The sequence below is a fragment of the Bradyrhizobium genosp. L genome, assembly GCF_015624485.1.
GTDB lineage: Bacteria > Pseudomonadota > Alphaproteobacteria > Rhizobiales > Xanthobacteraceae > Bradyrhizobium.
The window spans coordinates 3,475,568-3,492,708 of sequence record NZ_CP061378.1 but is presented as its reverse complement, the minus strand read 5'-3'; the positions used below and the strand labels follow the sequence as shown (position 1 = coordinate 3,492,708).

Genomic DNA, 17,141 nt, shown 5'->3' with positions numbered 1-17,141 from the left:
CATTAAGCAATTCGTCGGAGACGCCGCATGGCGGCTCAAAATCGCCCAATTCCTTTTCTGGATATGTCTTCGCTTCGAGAAGGAGAACCCGACATGCCGATCGCAAGGCTGGTTTTCGCAGGCGCGCTCGCGGCCGTTGCCGCCCTCGCCGCGCCCGCGCTGGCAAAGAGTTCCGACCATCAGAAGGCCGACGACAAGGCCACCACCGCCTCCGTTGGCTGCCAGGCCTATCAGCAGGCCGCCGACGGCAGCTGGACCCAGCTTCCCTGTGGCGAGCCGGGCGCGGGCGGTGCGACCCAGCACCGGGCCGCGACCAAAGGCGGAGACGGCGACGAGCATTAGGCGTCCCGATCCGGCGCCGGGCCCGGCATCGTAAACCCGGGATTAATGCGCACCCTGTACGAGTGAGGCGCTCTCACCTCCCTCGTCCAGAATGGCGCGCAGCACATGAAAATCGGTACTCTCCTGACCGCCGCGATCGTCTCACTGTCAGCGGTCGGCGGCGGACTTGCGGCCTATGTCGCGGTCACCAAGTACCAGACCATGGACAAGGTCTCGACCGCGCAGAACCGGCTCGAGATCGTCCGCGCCGTCGGCGACATCCCGCGCTACATGAACCCCGAGCGCGGCTTCGCCACCAACCTGCTGCTCGGCGGCACCGGCGCGATCGACCAGAAGCAGATCGCCGAGCTCGACAAGCAGCGCCAGCTCACCGACGGGGCGCTCGCCAAGGTCAACCAGGTACGCAGCCTCCTGCCCGGATCGCTCGACGACGGCGAGGCGGTCGCTGGCGCGATCGACGCGCTGAAGGCGAAGTTCGCCGCGCTGCGCGAGGCGATCGAGAAGGCGCTGGCAGGCCCGGCCGATGCCCGTCGCGCCGCAGCGAACAAGATCGTCGCCGACAATTCCGTGTTCAATGCCGGCGTCACCGCGCTGCTCGACGAGCAGGTGCGCCGGCTCGCCGGCCTCGACGGCAACGCCTATCGGCAGGCGAGTTACGCCAACGTCGCCTGGACGCTGCGCGACATCGGCGGCCTCAACGCCTCCCTGCACAAGGCGCTGGTCGGCGCCAAGCGCGTCGCAACCGAGACCGAGCGGCAGGAGCTGTTCCGCAGCACCGGCCGCACCGAGCAGATCCTCTCGACCTTGCAGGAGCTGCGCAACAATCCGGCGACATCAGCCAACGTCACCGCGGCGCTCGGCAAGATGCAGGCCGATTACGTCGAACGCTTCGGCAAATCGCTGAAGCTCGCCAAGGAAGGCGCGGCGACGGGCAGATACGAGATCGATCTGGACACCTACTATCCGGAATCGCAGGTCGGACTTGCCGCGATCGTCACCGTGCGCGATGCATTCTACGACAATGCCGAGCAAGGGCTTGCCGCGGCCTATTCGTCGGCGCGCTTCAGCTTCGTGGTGGCGCTGATCGGGCTTCTCGCCGTCGCTGCGGCGAGCTTGGGCCTCATCGTGCTGGTCCGCCGCCGCATCCTCCATCCGATCGCCGCCCTCACCGGCCGGATGTCGCGCCTTGCCGCCGGTGAGGTCGCCGAAGCGATCCCCGGTGCCGCGCGCAACGACGAGGTCGGCGCGATGGCCGCCGCCGTGCAGGTTTTCAAGGACAACCGGATCGAGGCCGACCGGCTCGCCCTCGAGAAGGAGGCCGAGAACGACGTCAAGATGCGCCGCGCCCGCGCGCTCGACGACCTCACCCACGCCTTCGAGACCAAGGTCACGGAGCTGGTCAGCGGCCTGTCGGCGGCATCGTCGGTGATGGAGCAGACCGCGCAGTCGATGTCGGCGACCGCCGCCGCGACCAACCGCCAGGCCGCGGTCGTCGCCGCCGCCTCGGAGCAGACCTCGACCAACGTGCAGACGGTGGCGAGCGCGACCGAGGAGCTGACCTCCTCGATCTCCGAGATCGCCCGCCAGGTCTCGACCTCGACCGATATCGCGGCCCGTGCCGTCGACCATGCCCGCCGCACCGGCGATACTGCACGTTCGCTCGCCGAGGGCGCCCAGAAGATCGGCGACGTGGTGACGCTGATCCAGAACATCGCGGCCCAGACCAACCTGCTCGCGCTCAACGCCACCATCGAAGCCGCGCGCGCCGGCGAGGCCGGCCGCGGCTTCGCGGTGGTCGCCTCCGAAGTGAAGTCGCTCGCCGGCCAGACCGCGAAGGCGACCACGGAGATTTCCGAGCAGATCGCGGCGATCCAGGCCGCCAGCGACGAGACCGTGATGGCGATCAGGAACGTGGTCGACGTCATCACCGAGATCGACCAGATCGGCACCGCGATTGCGGCCGCGATCGAGGAGCAGGGCTCGGCCACCAAGGAGATCGCGCGCAGCGTCCAGGAAGCCGCACGCGGCACCCAGGAGGTCAACTCCAACATCTCGGGCGTGCAGCACGCCGCCGACGACACCGGCGCCGCCGCAACCCAGGTGCTGGGCGCGGCCGAGCAGCTCTCGACGCAATCGAAGGACCTGGCCGGTCAGGTCAACCGCTTCCTCGCCGACGTGCGGGCGGCGTAGCCGTGAAGCCGTAGGATGGGTAGAGCGAAGCGAAACCCATCGACTCTTTCAGCGAAGAGATGGGTTTCGCTTCGCTCTACCCATCCTACGGTCTACGGTCGCTATCCGCCCCGCAGGCCGAGCACGCGGCGGGCGATTGCCTGGCGATGGACCTCGCTCGGCCCCTCATACATCCGCATCAGGCGGGCCTTCTGCCACAACGCATTCAGCGGCAACTCTAGCGTCATGCCGAGCGCGCCGAGCGTCTGCATGGCGTGGTCGCAGGCCTCATAGGCCAATTCGGTCGCGAACACCTTGATCATCGAGGCCTCGTGGCGGATATCCTCGCCGCGGTCGGTCTTGTCGGCGGCCTCGCGCACCATCAGCCGGCAGGCGTGCATGCGGGTGGCGATATCGGCGATCCACCACTGGATCGCCTGGCGCTCGGCGAGCTTGACGCCGAAGGTCTCGCGCTGCTTGGCGTGCTCGCACAGCATGTCGAGCGCGCGCTTGGCGATGCCGATGCAGGTCGAGCCCATCTCGAGCCGCCGGGTGCGCAGCCGAAGCTGCATCGGCGCGTAGCCCTTGCCGACCTCGCCGAGAACTGAGTCCTTCGGAATGCGGCAGTCCTCGAACACGATCTCGTAGGTCGAGCCGCCGCCGAGCATCGGGATCTCGCGCTCGATGATGAAGCCCGGCGTGCCCTTCTCGACGATGAAGGAGGTGATGCCGCCCTGGCGCTGGTCGTTGCCGACCCGCGCCATCACGATGATGAAGTCGGCGGCGCGCGCATTGCTGATCCAGATCTTGCGGCCGTTGATCACCCACTCATCGCCGTCGAGCACACCGCGCGTCTTCATGCCCGCCGGGTCGCCGCCGGCGCCGGGCTCGGAGATCGCGATCGCCGAGCTCATGCGTCCCTCGATATAGGGCTGCATGTATTTCTTCTTCTGCGCCTCGGTGCCGACCGCCTGCAGCATGCGCAGGTTCGGCGAGTCCGGCGGCAGCACGAACGGCACGCAGCTGCGGCCGAGCTCTTCATGCACCGCGGCCATCGTGCGCGTCGGCAGATCGTGGCCGCCGAGATCCTCGGGCGCGTCGAGGCCCCACAATCCCAGTTCCTTGGAGACGTCGCGCAGCCGCTTGCGCTGCTCACCGGTGAGTTCGGGGTGATCGCTGCCGGGCAGCCGCGATTTCAGATATTGCGGCTCGAGCGGGATCAGTTCGCGATCGACGAACTTCGCGACCGTCTCGCGGATCATGGCTGTCTGTTCGTCATCGATCATCGCTGTCCTCGCCTGTGCCGTTGTTTTCAAAGCAGCAGTAACGCATTTTGACACGGTGAAAACAGCAAAATGCACGCGCGCCGCTTCACGAGCGCGCGCGTTTCATGAAACGGAATACAATATCCCGCGGTGCGGTTAGCGGCCGCGCAATTGTGCCGGCCGTGGTGGCATGTCGAGCAATTGATCGCGTTGTGCGAGGCCGTTTTCCCTGAGGAAGTGGTCGACGATCGGCGCCCAGATCGCGGTCCCGTCTTCACTGAACAGATCATGTCCGTCGTTGCCGAATGACGGCGTGCGAACCAGCGTCAGGTTGCCACCGGCCTGGGTGAACGCGCTTGTCATCCGGGTGACCAATCGCGGTCCGAAGAAATGGTCGTTCTTGGCCGACACCCAAAGCAAGGGAATGCGCGACAACCGACCAAACTGCGCGAACGCCTCGACCAGCTTGTCCTCGTTGCACACCTTGTCGGGGCCGCTCGATCCACGTCCCGGCGCGAACACGATGGCAGCACCGAGGCTCGTCGATCGCCCCGCCAACGCCACCGTTGCAAAGCCGCCGGCCGACCGGCCGACGCTGATATACTTGCTGTGGCTGACATAGGGCTGCTTCATCATGTAGACGGCGGCAGCCGCGATGTCGCCCGCGCCGGCGCGCCCGGCGTGCTCGTAATCGGGATTGCCGCAAGGCCCGTAGGTCTCGGCCCAACCGACTTTCGACGCACCATAGCCGCGGCGCAGGACGGCCACCGCAACCCAGCCGCGCCGCGCGAACTCGGCCGCCTGCGCCCACATCCCGTACGGGCTCATCGAAGGCCGGTCCTCCGCCGAGCGCGGCGAGCCGTGGTTGATCATCGCGAGCGGATGCGGCTGCCCGTCATCGGGCCGCAGCACGATCGCATCGAGCACGACGATGCCGCCTCCGGGCATTCCGAAATTCGGCACCAGAATCTGCATTTCATCGAGCCGTACGCCTTCTGCCCGACCCTGCTCGACTGAGCCAGCGAAGGCGAACAGCGCCGCCGCGCACACGATGCGGAGCATCTGGCACTGTCGCATCGCTTCGCCCCGCTGCTTCAGTCGGCAAAGCCGACGTAACGGACAAAATCGCTGTTGGCCTCGCGATCCGATCGCACCGCGTTGGCGGCAAAGTCGTCGTCGGGATAGCCCATCGCGACGCAGGTCATGATCACCTCGTCCTCGGGGATCTCGGCCACCTCACGCACGATGTCGGAGCGCATGATGCCCTGGCCGTTGATCACGCTGCCGAGCCCGCGGTCCCATGCCGCCAGCACGATGCCGTAGCAGAGCGCGCCGAGGTCGAAATGGCAGACCGCGCCGGGGTCGAGTACCCGGTCGTAGGTCAGGACCAGCGAGACCGGCGCGTCGAACTGGCGGAAACCACGCAGCACCCAGTCCTGCCGCATCGGCTTGTCGTCGCGGGCGATCCCCATCGCGCCGAACAGCTTCTTGGCGATGTCGACCTGGCGGCCGCGATGCACGCCCTGGTATTCGCCATGGCTGACGATGTCGCGCTTCGCCTTGGCGCCGGCGACCATCTCCTCCATGTTGCGGCGGCGCACCTCCTCGAGCGGCGCCCCGGTCAGGACGTGGACGTGCCAGGGCTGGGTGTTCATCGAGGACGGCGCGCGCTTGGCGACCGCGATGATCTCCTCGATGGTTGCCCGCGAGACCGGCTGCTTCTTGAACCCGCGCACGCTTTTGCGTGTCTCGACCAGCGTCTCGAATTCCATTTCCCAGCGTCCTCCGTTTTGTTCCGTGGCCGGATGCAGAATTTTCGACGGCCTGCCCGGCATTTTATAGCCAAAATCCGCCATGGGAACTTGATCGGGCCAAGAATCCGATATCCAATCCACGCACTGGTTTGACCTAGGGAGAAACCCAGATGAAGCGGATTTTCTTGGCTGCCGTGATCGCGACCTTTGCGGCCGGCACGGCCTTCGCACAGGATGCCACCTGTGACAGCAAGGCCGTCGGCAAGGACGGCAAGCCGCTGGCCGGCGCCGCGAAGACCTCGTTCATGAAGAAGTGCACGACGGATGCCTGCGAAACCAAGGCGGTGGGCTCCGACGGCAAGAAGCTTGCCGGCGCCGCCAAGACCTCGTTCATGAAGAAGTGCCAGAGCGGCGCCTGACGCCCGCGGCGGCAGCTTCCGCGACCGTCGATCAGGGACAGCCTCCGTTCCGATTCCATCGGAACGGAAAAAGCTCTAAAACGAAACGCCGACGCGCACGCCCCTGCTCCAGACCCGGCGGCAGCGCTTCTTGGTGTTGCCGTGAAACATTTCGAAACGTTCGGGCAGCTGGGTCGGCTTGGTAAACTCCAGACAGGCGCCCCCCGCTGAATAGTCCACCAGGCGGCATTCGATCAGGGGCGCCTTCGGCTCAAGCTGAAGCTTGACCAGGCTCGATACGCAACCTGTCGGACGAACACGCGCAAATCGCCGGGGATGCATCGCCGGTACCCTGTTGTGGATCAACCAGAGCCTCTCCGGCGGCCGTTAAAAATCCGTTCAGACCTATGGTTACGGAATCTCATCGAGGCGAGGACGACCTGCCCCCATACCGGATCAGTGCGCGCGGGATGCCGCCAGCGTCTCCGACGGCGCTTCCCCGAACTGCGAACGGTAGCTGCGCGAGAAGTCGCTCAGATGCCAGAAGCCATAGGCCAAGGCCGCCGCCTTGACGCTATGCGCGCCGGTCAAGAGATGCTGGCGCACCAGCCAGAGCCGCCGCAGCCGCAGATAGCGGTGCAGGCTCATGCCCCGGTAGCGCTGGATCGCATCATGCAGCGTGCGCACGGACACGCCGATCTGCCGCGCCAGCTCGCCGCTGTAGATCGGATGCGCGACATTGCCGGCGAGCACGGCCCTCGCGTCGTTGAAGACCTTGAACTGCCGCGTCAGGTTGACCCGCGTCGCCCACTTGGCCGGCACCATCTCGACGAAGGCCTGATCGATGGCCTCGAGCAGGGATTCCCTGATCGCGATGCCGACCGCGACGACGTCGACGGCCGCCTCCGGTTGCGATGCCACCAGCAGGGCCTGGCGGACCACCGCGCGCAACCGATCCTGCGCCGGCTGGCTGATCTCGTAGATGCTGAACTTGACCGCGGAGCTGGGCCAGCCGCGATCGAGAATCTCGGGCGTGAAGACGATCGAGACGTACTGGCGCGGCGTCTTCTCCACCGTGGTGTAGAAGGCGCCGCCGCTGCCGAGCACGATCACCGCGCGGTCGCGCTCGGCGCCGTTGAACCGGATCGGAACGCCGTCGTCCATGGTGAATCCAATCACCGTGGTGCCGGGCGCGAATTGCGCATCGACGATACGCGGAAACGACTGGGTGACGTTGAGGTCGCACTCCGGCAGGCTCACGATCACCTGCTCAGCCGAAATCTTCCGCGCAAGCGGCGTGAAATCAACGTTCAGGTTCCTGATCGAGCTCCGAAACCGATCGATATCGTCGAACCGAAAAACTCTCGGCACCAGCAACGGCGCCGCCGAAGGATTGTTCATCTGAAATGATCTTGAGAATCAGCCCTGGTCGGCGCGGCGTGCTGCCGGCCCCATCGATATTATTGAAACTCCATCAGCGAATCGTCCCACCGACCCAATACAGACAGTTGCGCCTGATTTACTGACTTAGACAAACCCGCAAAACTACGGGCACTGCCGATTTTCGATAGCAATTGCGACGTTTAGCGCATCAACGACGCCTATACCCCCATCAATTCTAAAAACGGAATTAAGAGACGCGGCCCAGACTTGGCGTTGGGAACGGAGCAGGTTCCCTGTCGCGGACATATTGGGACCGCTATGACTGCCATTGCTTCGACTGGCCTTATTGCAGAGCTTGATCATGTTTTGAGAGCAGGCCCGCCAAACCGTCGTGCACGGATCTTGCGGCAGGTGGCTGGCCTTTTTCTCGAAGACGCTCACCGGCTCAACGAGCACCACATCGGCGTGTTCGACGACGTCCTCGTGCGCCTGATGGACGACGTCGAACTGCGGACGCTGACCATGCTCAGCCGCTCGCTGGCCGACGCGCGTTCCGTGCCGCGCGAGCTCGCGCGGCGGCTCGCCCATCATGAGGATGCCGACGTCGCCGGGCCGATCCTGAGCAAATGCGCAGGGATCGACGACCGAGATCTGGCCGATCTCGCCTGGACGCGCGCCGAGGCGCATCTCGGCGCCATCGCAAACCGAACCGCCATCAGCCCGGAGGTCACCGACATCCTGCTGATGCGCGGCGACAGCAACGTGCTTCGCACGCTGGCGGGCAATCCCGGCGCCAAATTCTCGCGGGCGGGTATCGAGATGCTGATGGACAATGCGGAGCGCGACGAGGACATCGCCTGCGCGCTGGTGCTGCGTGGCGACCTGCCGTCCGGTGCGCTCGGCGCTTTCGTCGCGCGATGCACGCCGCGTCTGCAGAACCGCCTGCTCAGGATCGCGCCGCTGGCGTCGCACGACACAATACGCACCGCGATCGGTGCCAGCGCGGCGCACGCCGCGGCCAAGCCGCCTGTCGCCATCGACTATACCGAGGCGAAGGCTGCCGTCATGGCGCTCAACAATGCCGGCCAGCTCAACGATTCCAGCGTCAACCGCTTTGCGGTCAGGGGCGAGTACCACAATGTCGTCGCCGCGCTGGCGCATCTCGCGTCCGTTCCGACCGAGGCCATCGCACCGCTGCTGGAAGCCGTCGATATCAGGGGGCTCGTCGTCGCCTGCCGTGCGGCGCGGCTGAACTGGAACACGACATCGGCCATCGTCCGGCATCGCAAGCAGGCGCCGTCGGCCTCGCAGCAGCAGCTCGACGACGCCAGGGAGATGTTCGAAGCGCTTCCGTTATCGAATGCCCAGCGCGTGCTCCGGTTTGGCTCGATCAGCGACTTGGCGAACAAGCCGCTTGCTGCCATGGGACGGTCCTGATGACGTACGGCGATCGAAAGTCGGAGCGTGTTCGGCTCGAACATCGGCATCCGGTGAACCTGATGGGCGTCGACGGCACGTGGCGGCGCGGCTGCGTGCTGCTCGACATCTCCCAGAGCGGCGCCCGGCTCGAGGTCGATGGAACGCTCGACGTGCTGAAGGCGCAAGAGTTCTTCCTGATCCTCTCGTCACGGGGACTGGCCTTCCGCCGCTGCGAACTGATCCGTGTCGACGGCATGGAGGTCGGCGTGCGGTTCATCGAAGAAAAAAGGAAGAAGGGCCGGCCGGTGATTCCGGCGTGAGGATCGGCGACATGATGCGGCCGGAAAGGTGTGATGACATGACCATGCAGAGAGCAACCGATATCGCCGTCACGACGAAATCGACGGAACCGATGCGCGCGATCCTCGAGATCGACTGCGCCGGCAGCCTCGCGAAGTTTGAAATTAACGAGGATCTCGCACACCGGCTTTGCAGCGAGCTTGAACGCTTCCTCACCCAGGTTCCGTGCCGTACGCGCGCTGCCGCCGCGCTGATCGAGCAGCGGGCCTACAAGCCGACCATGCAGAGGGAAAGGGCCTACGACATCCTGCTCGACATAAAGGGCAAGCTCGAGCGGCCGCTGGTGCTGGCGTTCAGGGAGGTCGCGCCGAAGCGCTGAGCGCCGATTGTCACCCTACCCTCGTTTGAACCGATAGTCGAAGCGGTCGCCATCCGCCTTGATCAGGCCGACCGTCGGGGTTGGGAAATGGATCGGCAGGATCAGCGTGTCGGTTTCGGCGACGGACGCAAAGAACTTCCGCCGCGATATCGCCGACTGTTTCGGGTCCCAGTCCGGCTTGGCCGACCATTCGACCTCGCGGCACTGGATCGCATGATGCATGAGATCGCCGGCGACCACCGCGCGCTGGCCCTTCGAGACGATGTTGACGCAGCAATGGCAGGGCGAATGGCCCGGCGTCGGCGTCAGCGTGACGGTGTCGTCGAGCGCATAATCGTCGTCGACCAGAAGCGCCTGCCCGGCCTCGACGATCGGCAGGCAATTGTCGCGGAACACGGTGCCGGGCGGATTGGCGCCCTTGGCGCTCTCGGCCTCCCAGGCCGCGTATTCGCGCTTGTGGAAGACGTATTTCGCGTTGGGAAACGTCGGCACCCAGCGGCCGTCACGCAGCGTGGTGTTCCAGCCGGTGTGGTCGATATGCAGATGGGTACAGAACACGTAGTCGATCTGCTCGAAGGAGATGCCGAGGGCGAACAGCTCGTTGCGCCAGCGCTCCTTGCCGGGGAAATCGAACGGCGGCGGGTGCCCCTTGTCCTCGCCGGTGCAGGTGTCGACCAGGATGGTGTAGCGCGGCGTGCGCACCACGAAGGTTTGATAGGTGATCACCATCATGCCGCGGTCGGCGTCGAACACCTCGGGCTCCATGGTCTTCAGATGATGCTTGAACACGGCATCATCATAAGCCGGGAAGAAATCCTGCGGCCGCCGCCAGGGGCCTTCCCGCTCGATCACCGCGTCGATCGTGATGTCGCCGATCCTGAGCTGCTTCATGGCCGTCTCGCTCCCGCTCTTTTTTCGAAGCGTAACGGGCGGTGGTGCACCTCACAAGCCGAACACGACGCAGCGCGCCATGCGGCTTTGCATTGCTATTGGGCGGCCGCTGTCGCAAATTCATCCGAAATGCCATCCATGCTGCAGCAATGTCCAGGCGCGCAATTCGAGCCGTTGTTCTGATGCTGACCGCCTTGCCGAGCGCGGCGGCCGTGGCCGCTCCCGACACCGTGTATTTCCCAAGCGCGGACGGCAAGACCGAGCTCGTCGGCTATCTGTTCAGGCCGCCGGCGCCGGGACCGCATCCCGCGATCGTGCTGCTGCACGGACGTGGCGGCCCCTACTCGCTCAACGTCAACAAGGACTGCACGCTGGTGTCGCGGGCGAGCCCGTCGGCCGACTGCAACGCCAACGGCCTGTCGAGGCGGCACCTGATGTGGGGACAATATTGGGCGGACCACGGCTATTTCGCACTGCTGCCGGACAGTTTTGGGCCGCGCGGCAAGGCCCATGGTTTCGGCCGCTTCACCCACGGCGATGCGGATCGCGACGATGTCAACGAAAAGACGGTGCGGCCGCTCGACGCCGAGGGCGCGCTGGCCTGGCTGCGCGGCCAGCAAGATATCGTCCACGACCGCATCTTCCTGCAGGGCTGGTCGAACGGCGGCAGCACCGCGCTGAACGTGATGCAGCGGCAGGGCAAGGCGACGTCGGGCTTTCGCGCCGCGCTCGCCTTCTATCCGGGCTGCGGACCCGCCGCCCTGCTGGTGCAGACGCTGACCTCCGCCGCCCCGATCACCATGCTGCTCGGCTCCGACGACGAGGAAGTATCGCCCGAGCGCTGCCAGGAGGTCGCGCAACGATCCATCGCTGCCGGCAGCAAGATCGACGTCACGCTTTATCCGGGCGCGACGCATGATTTCGACGATCCAGGGCGCCGAAGGCAGTCCGTCCCCGCCAACGCCGCGGCGCTCAAGGATGCGATGGTCAGGGCCATCGCCGCCGTCGATGCCCTGAAGCCGTAGGGCGCTCCCTTCCCTTATGGCGTGATAGTTACGACCGCTCACCACCAGCGAGACAAATGACATGACCGATTCAAAGCCACGCCCCAAGCTTGCCGAAACCGTCGTCGAGCCGACGGTGAAACTGCGGGACGTGACGATCGGCCGGTGCTGCGAAATCCTCGGCAACACCGCGCTGGAATACACCGAGCTCGGCGACTTCTCCTACCTCGCCAGCGGCTGCATCGTCGGCGATGCGCAGATCGGCAAATTCTGCGCGATCGCAGCGCAGGTCCGGATTGGCGCGCCGAACCATCCGCTGGAGCGGCCGTCGCAGCACCGCTTCACCTACTGCCCGGAATATTACACGGCCTCTGCTCAGCGAGATCACCGCTTCTTCGGGGACCGGCGCGCCGATCGCGTCGTGATCGGCAACGACGTCTGGATCGGCCATGGCGTCATCGTGCTGCCCGGCGTGACCGTCGGCGACGGCGCCGTGCTCGCCGCCGGCGCGGTGGTCTCGCGGGACGTCGCGCCTTACACGATTGTCGGCGGCGTGCCGGCCCGGCAGATCAAGGAACGCTTCAGCCGCACCATCGCGGCCGCGCTGTCGGAGATCGCCTGGTGGAATTGGCCGGTGGAGATGATCTGGGAACGGCTGCCGGAATTCCAGTCCGGTGACGTCGAGGCCTTTTGCGCGCGCTGGGGGTTCGAACGCAGCGTCGACTAGTTCCGCCAGCCTCAGCGCTTGCTGCCGTGCCTATCTGCGCGATTTCGGAATAGTGAAAATATACGACTGAGTTGCCCGACGCGTCAAGCGCTTTCGGAGTGCTGGCGAGCGCCTGCTCCTTTGCATGGGGTTGTTTTCGCTGTTTTGGCCGCGAGTACCTTGCTTCTTCACTTCAGCGCAAAATTGCATTGCAATTTCATCGCCGAAGTCGCGTGGCTCTAGCTCCGCAACCCCGGTGCTTCCTGGCCGGTGCGGGCGACATACTCGGTGTAGCCGCCGCCAAACTGGTGGATGCCCTCCGGCGTCAGCTCCAGCACGCGGTTGGAGAGCGCGGCAAGGAAATGCCGGTCGTGCGACACGAACAGCATGGTGCCCTCGAACTCGGCGAGCGCATTGATCAGCATCTCCTTGGTGGCGAGGTCGAGATGGTTGGTCGGCTCGTCCAGCACCAGGAAGTTCGGCGGATCGAACAGCATCTTGGCCATCACCAGCCGCGCCTTCTCGCCGCCCGACAGCACCCGGCACTTCTTCTCGACATCGTCGCCGGAGAAACCGAAGCAGCCGGCGAGCGCGCGCAAGCTTCCCTGGCCCGCCTGCGGAAACGCGTCCTCCAGCGACTGGAACACGGTGCGTTCGCCGTCGAGCAGATCCATCGCGTGCTGGGCAAAATAGCCCATCTTGACGCTGCCGCCGATGGTGACCGCGCCGTCGTCGGGCTCGGCTGAGCCCGCGATCAGCTTCAGCAGCGTCGACTTGCCGGCGCCATTGATGCCCATCACGCACCAGCGCTCCCGGCGGCGGATCATGAAATCGAGCCCATCATAGATTCGCTTGCTGCCATAGGCCTTGTGGACGTTCTTGAGGCTCGCGACATCCTCGCCAGAGCGCGGCGCCGGCTGGAATTCGAACGCCACCGTCTGCCGCCGCCGCGGCGGCTCGACGCGCTCGATCTTGTCGAGCTTCTTGACCCGGCTCTGCACCTGGGCTGCATGCGAGGCGCGCGCCTTGAAGCGCTCGATGAACTTGATCTCCTTGGCGAGCATCGCCTGCTGCCGCTCGAACTGCGCCTGCTGCTGCTTGTCGCTCAGCGCGCGCTGCTGCTCGTAGAACTCGTAATTGCCGGAATAGGAAGTGAGCTGGCCGCCGTCGATCTCGACCACCTTGTTGATGATGCGGTTGATGAACTCGCGGTCGTGCGAGGTCATCAGCAGCGCGCCCTCATAGCCTTTCAGGAATTGCTCGAGCCAGATCAGGCTCTCGAGATCGAGATGGTTGCTCGGCTCGTCGAGCAGCATCACGTCGGGCCGCATCAGGAGGATGCGCGCCAGCGCCACCCGCATCTTCCAGCCGCCCGAGAGCTTGCCGACGTCGCCGTCCATCATCTCCTGGCTGAAGCCGAGGCCGGACAGCGCCTCGCGCGCGCGGCCGTCCAGCGCGTAGCCGTCGAGTTCCTCGAAGCGGTGCTGCACCTCGCCATAGCGGCCGATGATGTCGTCCATCTCGTCGGCCTTGTCGGGGTCGGCCATCGCGGCCTCGAGCTCGCGGAGCTCGGCCGCGACCTCGCTGACCGGCCCGGCCCCGTCCATCACCTCGGCAACCGCGCTGCGGCCACTCATCTCGCCGACGTCCTGGCTGAAATACCCGATCGATACGCCGCGATCGACCGAGACCTGGCCCTCGTCGGGGATTTCCTGGCCGGAGATCATCCGGAACAGCGTAGTCTTGCCGGCGCCGTTCGGGCCGACCAGCCCGATCTTCTCGCCCTTCTGGAGCGCGGCGGAAGCTTCGATGAACAGGATCTGGTGGCCGAGTTGTTTTGAGACGTTGTCGAGACGGATCATGCCAATGCTGGGGAAATGAGGGTTGCGGCCTCTTATTCGATCTGGCGCGCCGGTGGAAGCCCGTTCCATGGCATTTCGCAGGATGCCCGCATGTGCTGGGAACGTTGCCAACGGCGCCCGATCCGGAATACTTCGCAGAACCTTCTTTGGGGCGTCACATGCAAACCTGGCTTCTTTATCTCCTTGCGCTCGGCGCGGGCATCAGCGTCGCCGTTCAGCAGGTCCTGAACGGCAATCTCAGAGCCGCGCTCAACTCGCCGGCCTGGGCCGGGCTCGTCAGCTATCTCGGCGGGCTCGTGATGATGGTCATCGTGCTGATCGCGACGCGCGAGCCGGTCCCATCCTGGAAGCTGGTGTCGGCCGTGCCTTGGTGGGCCTGGAGCGGCGGCATCCTGGGCGGCGTGTTCATCCTCCTGATGATCCTGCTGCTGCCCTCGCTCGGCGCCGCCACCCTGCTGGCGCTGGTGGTCGCCGGCCAGATGATCGCAGGCATCGCGATGGATCATTTCGGCTTCTTCGGGCTGCCGGCGCATCCGGTGTCGCCGTTACGGCTGATCGGCATCGCCCTCGTGATCGGCGGCGTGCTGCTGATCAAGGACTAGCAGGCTGCACGCGCCAGAGCGTTTTCGAGCGAAGTGGAAACCGGTTCGCGTGAAGAAAACGCGTCAAAACTAGAACCTGGAGCCCCGTTCCGATTCCATCGGAACCGGAAAGGCTCTAGTGCCGCTTGAAATACTGCACGTCGCGCTCGTGCTTCTCGGCGGCCGCGCGCGACTTGAAGGTGCCGAGATTGCGGCGCTTGCCGGTCTTCGGATTGACCTTGCGGGAATACAGCCGGTACTCGCCGGAACGTAGCTTGCGGATCATGACGTCAGCCTCGGACGTGCCTGTCCGACGTCAACGATGACGCCGAAGCGAACGTTCCAATCGGCTCAGAAGCAGAGATTGGTCACCGCATTGCCGCGCTTGTCCTTGATGACATAGGGACAGCGGGCACGTTCCAGCGCCTTCTTGGCATCCTCGTCGCCGAGCGCGGCGGCCCGCTCGTAATAGGCCTTTGCCGCATCGCTATCCTTCGGCCCGCCGCGGCCGGCCTGCGCGAAGGCACCCATCCGTTCCAGCGCGCCCGGATGGTTTTGCACGGCGGCCTTCTCGAACAGCGCCCGCGCGGCGACATCGTCCTGGGGACCGCCCTTGCCTTCCGCCAGCATCATGCCGAGCTGGTACTGCGCCTCTGCGTTGGTCTCGGCGGCCTTGCCGAGCAGCTCGCGCGCACGAACGGGATCGGAGGCCGTGCTGCCGCCGAGCGCCGCGAGATTGCTGACGCCGCGCGCATTGCCGGCCTGTGCTGCACGCTCGAACAGGGCGCGCGCCTGCGCCTCGTCCTTGGCGACGCCGGCGCCGGTGCCGTAGTGCACGCCGAGCTCGACCATCGCGGCAGTCGAGCCCTTCTCAGTCGCCTTGCGCCAGGCGGCGGCCGCCTCCGCGCTCTGCCGGTTGGCGGCGTGGGCGCGGCCGAGTTCGTACATCGCCCTGCGCGATGATCTTGCCGCCACCGCGCAGTACTTGATCGCGGTCGCAATGTCCGATGCGGCGATCTCGGACACTCCCTTCACATCGGCTGGCTTGTCCGGATCGGAGGGATCGGCGGCGAGCCGGTCGCACAGCACGAGATCGGCCGATTGCGCGTGGGCAAGCGCCGGCACGGCCAGCAGCGTGACGACGGCGATGGCATGAAGCGGCTTGATCATGGCAGGCAGGTTGCGTCGCGGTGCGGGCAAATTCAAGGCTCGAGGCCGGTCTCGCGCAGCACCGGCGCGACGTCCGCGGAAGACAAATAGCGCAGCAGATGATCGGCGGCATCGTGGTGCTGCGATGCCGTCATGCGGCCGGCGGAGAAGATTGCCGGCGTCTGCAGCGCCAGCGGGATCGGACCGATGACCTCGATGCCATCGACCTGCTTCAGCTCGCTGATCTGCTGGACCGCCAGATCGGCCTCGCCGCTGACGAGCTTCTCCGCGGTAAATCCCTGCGGGATGATCACGGCACGGGCGTTGATTGCGTCCGCAATGCCGAGGCGCCCGATCAGCTGCGCGAACAGGATACCGCTGGCGCCGAGCCGCGAATACGCCACCGCCCGCGCACCGAGCAGCGCCGTGCGCAGCGCGGCTTCGGTCGCGATATCGAGATGCGCAGCCCCTGCCTTCACCGCGAGGCCGACATAGGAGCGCGCCAGATCGACCGCGTTCTCCGCGGCCACGCGATCCTCGCCGATCATCTCGTCGAGTCCCTCGCGGGTCAGGATCACGAGATCGGCGACCTCACCGCCACGCAAGCGCGCGAGCAGCGCCAAGGTCGGCGCGAAATCCGCAGAGATCGCGACGCCGCTCGCCGCCTGATAGGTTTGGGCGAGCCGCATTACCGCGCCCTTCAGCGCCAAGGTCGAGAGCACGCGGACCGAACCACCCATTGCGCTCACGCCCGCCGCATCAGCTTGAGCGCCGCGGTGAGGCGCAGGCTGCGCTTGCCGGCAAGCGCGGTCGCCTCCAGCACGGCGCCCGCTTCGTCGCATCTGCCGGCAAAGCCGATCCCGACCTCATGACCGCCGAAGACCGGGTTCTCGCCCCTGGCCGAGGTGTGCTCCTGGTTGAGTATCTGGCCCTTCCAGCGCCCCTTCTCGGACGTGTAGGAGCCGAGATAATAGAAGCACGCATCGCCGCCGAGGATGCGGCCGTCGTTGATAAGCATCACGCCGGTCAGCCCGCCGTCGACGCCGTCGAGCATCCTGATGTGGATCGAATAGAGGCCGTCGATGATGCCGCCCGTGCCGACGGCGCCGGCGATCGGAATCTCGTCCTCGGTGATCGGTGTCATCACCGACTGGAACGGGACGCCGGGCAATTCCTTCAGCTCGCCCTTGAAGCGGTAGAGCCCGCCGTCGGGCCGGCCCGTGGCGATCAGGGTGGCATCGTCGGTGCCGGCCATGGCGCGGTAGTTCGGGTCGGGGTTGTGGCGGACGGTCTGGATCTCGCAGCTCACTCCGTCGTCGTCCTTCTGGTAGCTGCCGATATGGGCGAAGGCCGAGTTGCCGCCGAGCATCTTGCCGTCGCCGACATACATCACGCCGCGGCCGACATTGCCGCCCAGCTCGAACCGGACCTTGTAAAACCCCTCAAACAAGCGCCGCGTCCCCGGCAGCCAAACATGTCTATCGTTGTCTAGCGCGGTTCATAATGTCGCGAAACCGGTTTCGGCACCTGCTCCCGGCC

20 protein-coding genes are annotated in these 17,141 nt (G+C 65.7%); 9 read left to right on the top strand and 11 right to left on the bottom strand.

Annotation, left to right across the window (positions count from 1 at the left end; genetic code table 11):
• The first annotated feature begins 93 nt into the window (after positions 1 to 93).
• Together IC762_RS16350 and IC762_RS16345 are read left to right on the top strand one after the other, a co-directional pair.
• Positions 94 to 342, top strand: coding sequence for a hypothetical protein (locus tag IC762_RS16350; RefSeq protein ID WP_195789791.1), 249 nt, complete (start codon positions 94 to 96; stop codon positions 340 to 342).
• A gap of 105 nt (positions 343 to 447) precedes the next feature.
• Positions 448 to 2,532, top strand: a complete 2,085-nt coding sequence (locus tag IC762_RS16345; RefSeq protein WP_195789790.1) for a methyl-accepting chemotaxis protein — start codon at positions 448 to 450, stop codon at positions 2,530 to 2,532.
• Positions 2,533 to 2,633: 101 nt separating this feature from the next.
• Here IC762_RS16345 and IC762_RS16340 read toward each other — a convergent pair whose 3' ends face one another.
• The 3 genes from IC762_RS16340 to IC762_RS16330 all read right to left on the bottom strand — a co-directional run bounded on the left by IC762_RS16340 (position 2,634) and on the right by IC762_RS16330 (position 5,548).
• Complete coding sequence (locus tag IC762_RS16340) at positions 2,634 to 3,797, bottom strand: acyl-CoA dehydrogenase family protein (RefSeq protein WP_195789789.1); 1,164 nt, start codon at positions 3,795 to 3,797, stop codon at positions 2,634 to 2,636.
• 135 nt (positions 3,798 to 3,932) lie between these two features.
• Positions 3,933 to 4,838, bottom strand: coding sequence for an alpha/beta hydrolase family protein (locus tag IC762_RS16335; RefSeq protein ID WP_195789788.1), 906 nt, complete (start codon positions 4,836 to 4,838; stop codon positions 3,933 to 3,935).
• A 32-nt stretch (positions 4,839 to 4,870) separates the two neighbouring features.
• Positions 4,871 to 5,548 carry a nitroreductase gene (locus IC762_RS16330; protein WP_195789787.1) on the bottom strand — a complete coding sequence of 226 codons (678 nt, stop codon included), beginning with the start codon at positions 5,546 to 5,548 and terminating at the stop codon, positions 4,871 to 4,873.
• A gap of 152 nt (positions 5,549 to 5,700) precedes the next feature.
• Here IC762_RS16330 and IC762_RS16325 point away from each other — a divergent pair, with 152 nt between their 5' ends.
• On the top strand, positions 5,701 to 5,949 hold the full coding sequence (locus IC762_RS16325) for a hypothetical protein (protein WP_195789786.1): 249 nt from the start codon (positions 5,701 to 5,703) through the stop codon (positions 5,947 to 5,949).
• Positions 5,950 to 6,024: 75 nt separating this feature from the next.
• Here the strand turns inward: IC762_RS16325 and IC762_RS16320 are convergent, their stop codons facing one another.
• Together IC762_RS16320 and IC762_RS16315 are read right to left on the bottom strand one after the other, a co-directional pair.
• The gene (locus tag IC762_RS16320) at positions 6,025 to 6,270 is read right to left on the bottom strand and encodes a hypothetical protein (RefSeq protein WP_195790154.1); all 246 of its coding nucleotides are present in this window, start codon (positions 6,268 to 6,270) and stop codon (positions 6,025 to 6,027) included.
• Between the two features lie 114 nt (positions 6,271 to 6,384).
• On the bottom strand, positions 6,385 to 7,329 hold the full coding sequence (locus tag IC762_RS16315; protein ID WP_195789785.1) for a helix-turn-helix domain-containing protein: 945 nt from the start codon (positions 7,327 to 7,329) through the stop codon (positions 6,385 to 6,387).
• 393 nt (positions 7,330 to 7,722) lie between these two features.
• Here IC762_RS16315 and IC762_RS16310 point away from each other — a divergent pair, with 393 nt between their 5' ends.
• Genes IC762_RS16310 through IC762_RS16300 form a run of 3 tightly spaced genes read left to right on the top strand, consistent with a single transcriptional unit; the run spans position 7,723 to position 9,409 of the window.
• Complete coding sequence (locus IC762_RS16310) at positions 7,723 to 8,748, top strand: DUF2336 domain-containing protein (protein WP_195789784.1); 1,026 nt, start codon at positions 7,723 to 7,725, stop codon at positions 8,746 to 8,748.
• Positions 8,748 to 9,050, top strand: a complete 303-nt coding sequence (locus IC762_RS16305) for a PilZ domain-containing protein (protein WP_195789783.1) — start codon at positions 8,748 to 8,750, stop codon at positions 9,048 to 9,050. The genes IC762_RS16310 and IC762_RS16305 overlap by 1 nt, the downstream gene beginning before the upstream one ends.
• Before the next feature lie 11 nt (positions 9,051 to 9,061).
• Positions 9,062 to 9,409, top strand: a complete 348-nt coding sequence (locus IC762_RS16300) for a hypothetical protein (RefSeq protein ID WP_195789782.1) — start codon at positions 9,062 to 9,064, stop codon at positions 9,407 to 9,409.
• Positions 9,410 to 9,424: 15 nt separating this feature from the next.
• Here IC762_RS16300 and IC762_RS16295 read toward each other — a convergent pair whose 3' ends face one another.
• Positions 9,425 to 10,300 carry an MBL fold metallo-hydrolase gene (locus IC762_RS16295; RefSeq protein WP_195789781.1) on the bottom strand — a complete coding sequence of 292 codons (876 nt, stop codon included), beginning with the start codon at positions 10,298 to 10,300 and terminating at the stop codon, positions 9,425 to 9,427.
• Between the two features lie 182 nt (positions 10,301 to 10,482).
• Between IC762_RS16295 and IC762_RS16290 the strand changes: the two genes are divergently transcribed.
• Both IC762_RS16290 and IC762_RS16285 read left to right on the top strand, forming a co-directional pair.
• Positions 10,483 to 11,325 carry a dienelactone hydrolase family protein gene (locus tag IC762_RS16290; protein ID WP_246801586.1) on the top strand — a complete coding sequence of 281 codons (843 nt, stop codon included), beginning with the start codon at positions 10,483 to 10,485 and terminating at the stop codon, positions 11,323 to 11,325.
• Positions 11,326 to 11,386: 61 nt separating this feature from the next.
• Positions 11,387 to 12,031 carry a DapH/DapD/GlmU-related protein gene (locus IC762_RS16285; protein WP_195789779.1) on the top strand — a complete coding sequence of 215 codons (645 nt, stop codon included), beginning with the start codon at positions 11,387 to 11,389 and terminating at the stop codon, positions 12,029 to 12,031.
• Positions 12,032 to 12,249: 218 nt separating this feature from the next.
• Here the strand turns inward: IC762_RS16285 and IC762_RS16280 are convergent, their stop codons facing one another.
• A complete protein-coding gene (locus IC762_RS16280; protein ID WP_195789778.1) occupies positions 12,250 to 13,872 on the bottom strand; it encodes an ABC-F family ATP-binding cassette domain-containing protein in 1,623 nt (540 codons plus the stop codon).
• A gap of 158 nt (positions 13,873 to 14,030) precedes the next feature.
• Between IC762_RS16280 and IC762_RS16275 the strand changes: the two genes are divergently transcribed.
• Positions 14,031 to 14,474 (top strand): DMT family transporter, encoded by a 444-nt coding sequence (locus tag IC762_RS16275; protein WP_195789777.1) that lies wholly within the window; start codon positions 14,031 to 14,033, stop codon positions 14,472 to 14,474.
• A 115-nt stretch (positions 14,475 to 14,589) separates the two neighbouring features.
• On the opposite strand, the gene IC762_RS16270 is transcribed toward IC762_RS16275, so the two are convergent.
• The 4 genes from IC762_RS16270 to IC762_RS16255 all read right to left on the bottom strand — a co-directional run bounded on the left by IC762_RS16270 (position 14,590) and on the right by IC762_RS16255 (position 17,052).
• A complete protein-coding gene (locus IC762_RS16270) occupies positions 14,590 to 14,739 on the bottom strand; it encodes a hypothetical protein (protein ID WP_016843021.1) in 150 nt (49 codons plus the stop codon).
• Between the two features lie 65 nt (positions 14,740 to 14,804).
• Positions 14,805 to 15,623 (bottom strand): tetratricopeptide repeat protein, encoded by an 819-nt coding sequence (locus tag IC762_RS16265; protein ID WP_195789776.1) that lies wholly within the window; start codon positions 15,621 to 15,623, stop codon positions 14,805 to 14,807.
• A gap of 32 nt (positions 15,624 to 15,655) precedes the next feature.
• Complete coding sequence (locus tag IC762_RS16260; protein ID WP_195789775.1) at positions 15,656 to 16,342, bottom strand: substrate-binding domain-containing protein; 687 nt, start codon at positions 16,340 to 16,342, stop codon at positions 15,656 to 15,658.
• Between the two features lie 5 nt (positions 16,343 to 16,347).
• Positions 16,348 to 17,052, bottom strand: coding sequence for a GrlR family regulatory protein (locus IC762_RS16255; protein WP_195789774.1), 705 nt, complete (start codon positions 17,050 to 17,052; stop codon positions 16,348 to 16,350).
• Positions 17,053 to 17,141: the final 89 nt, after the last annotated feature.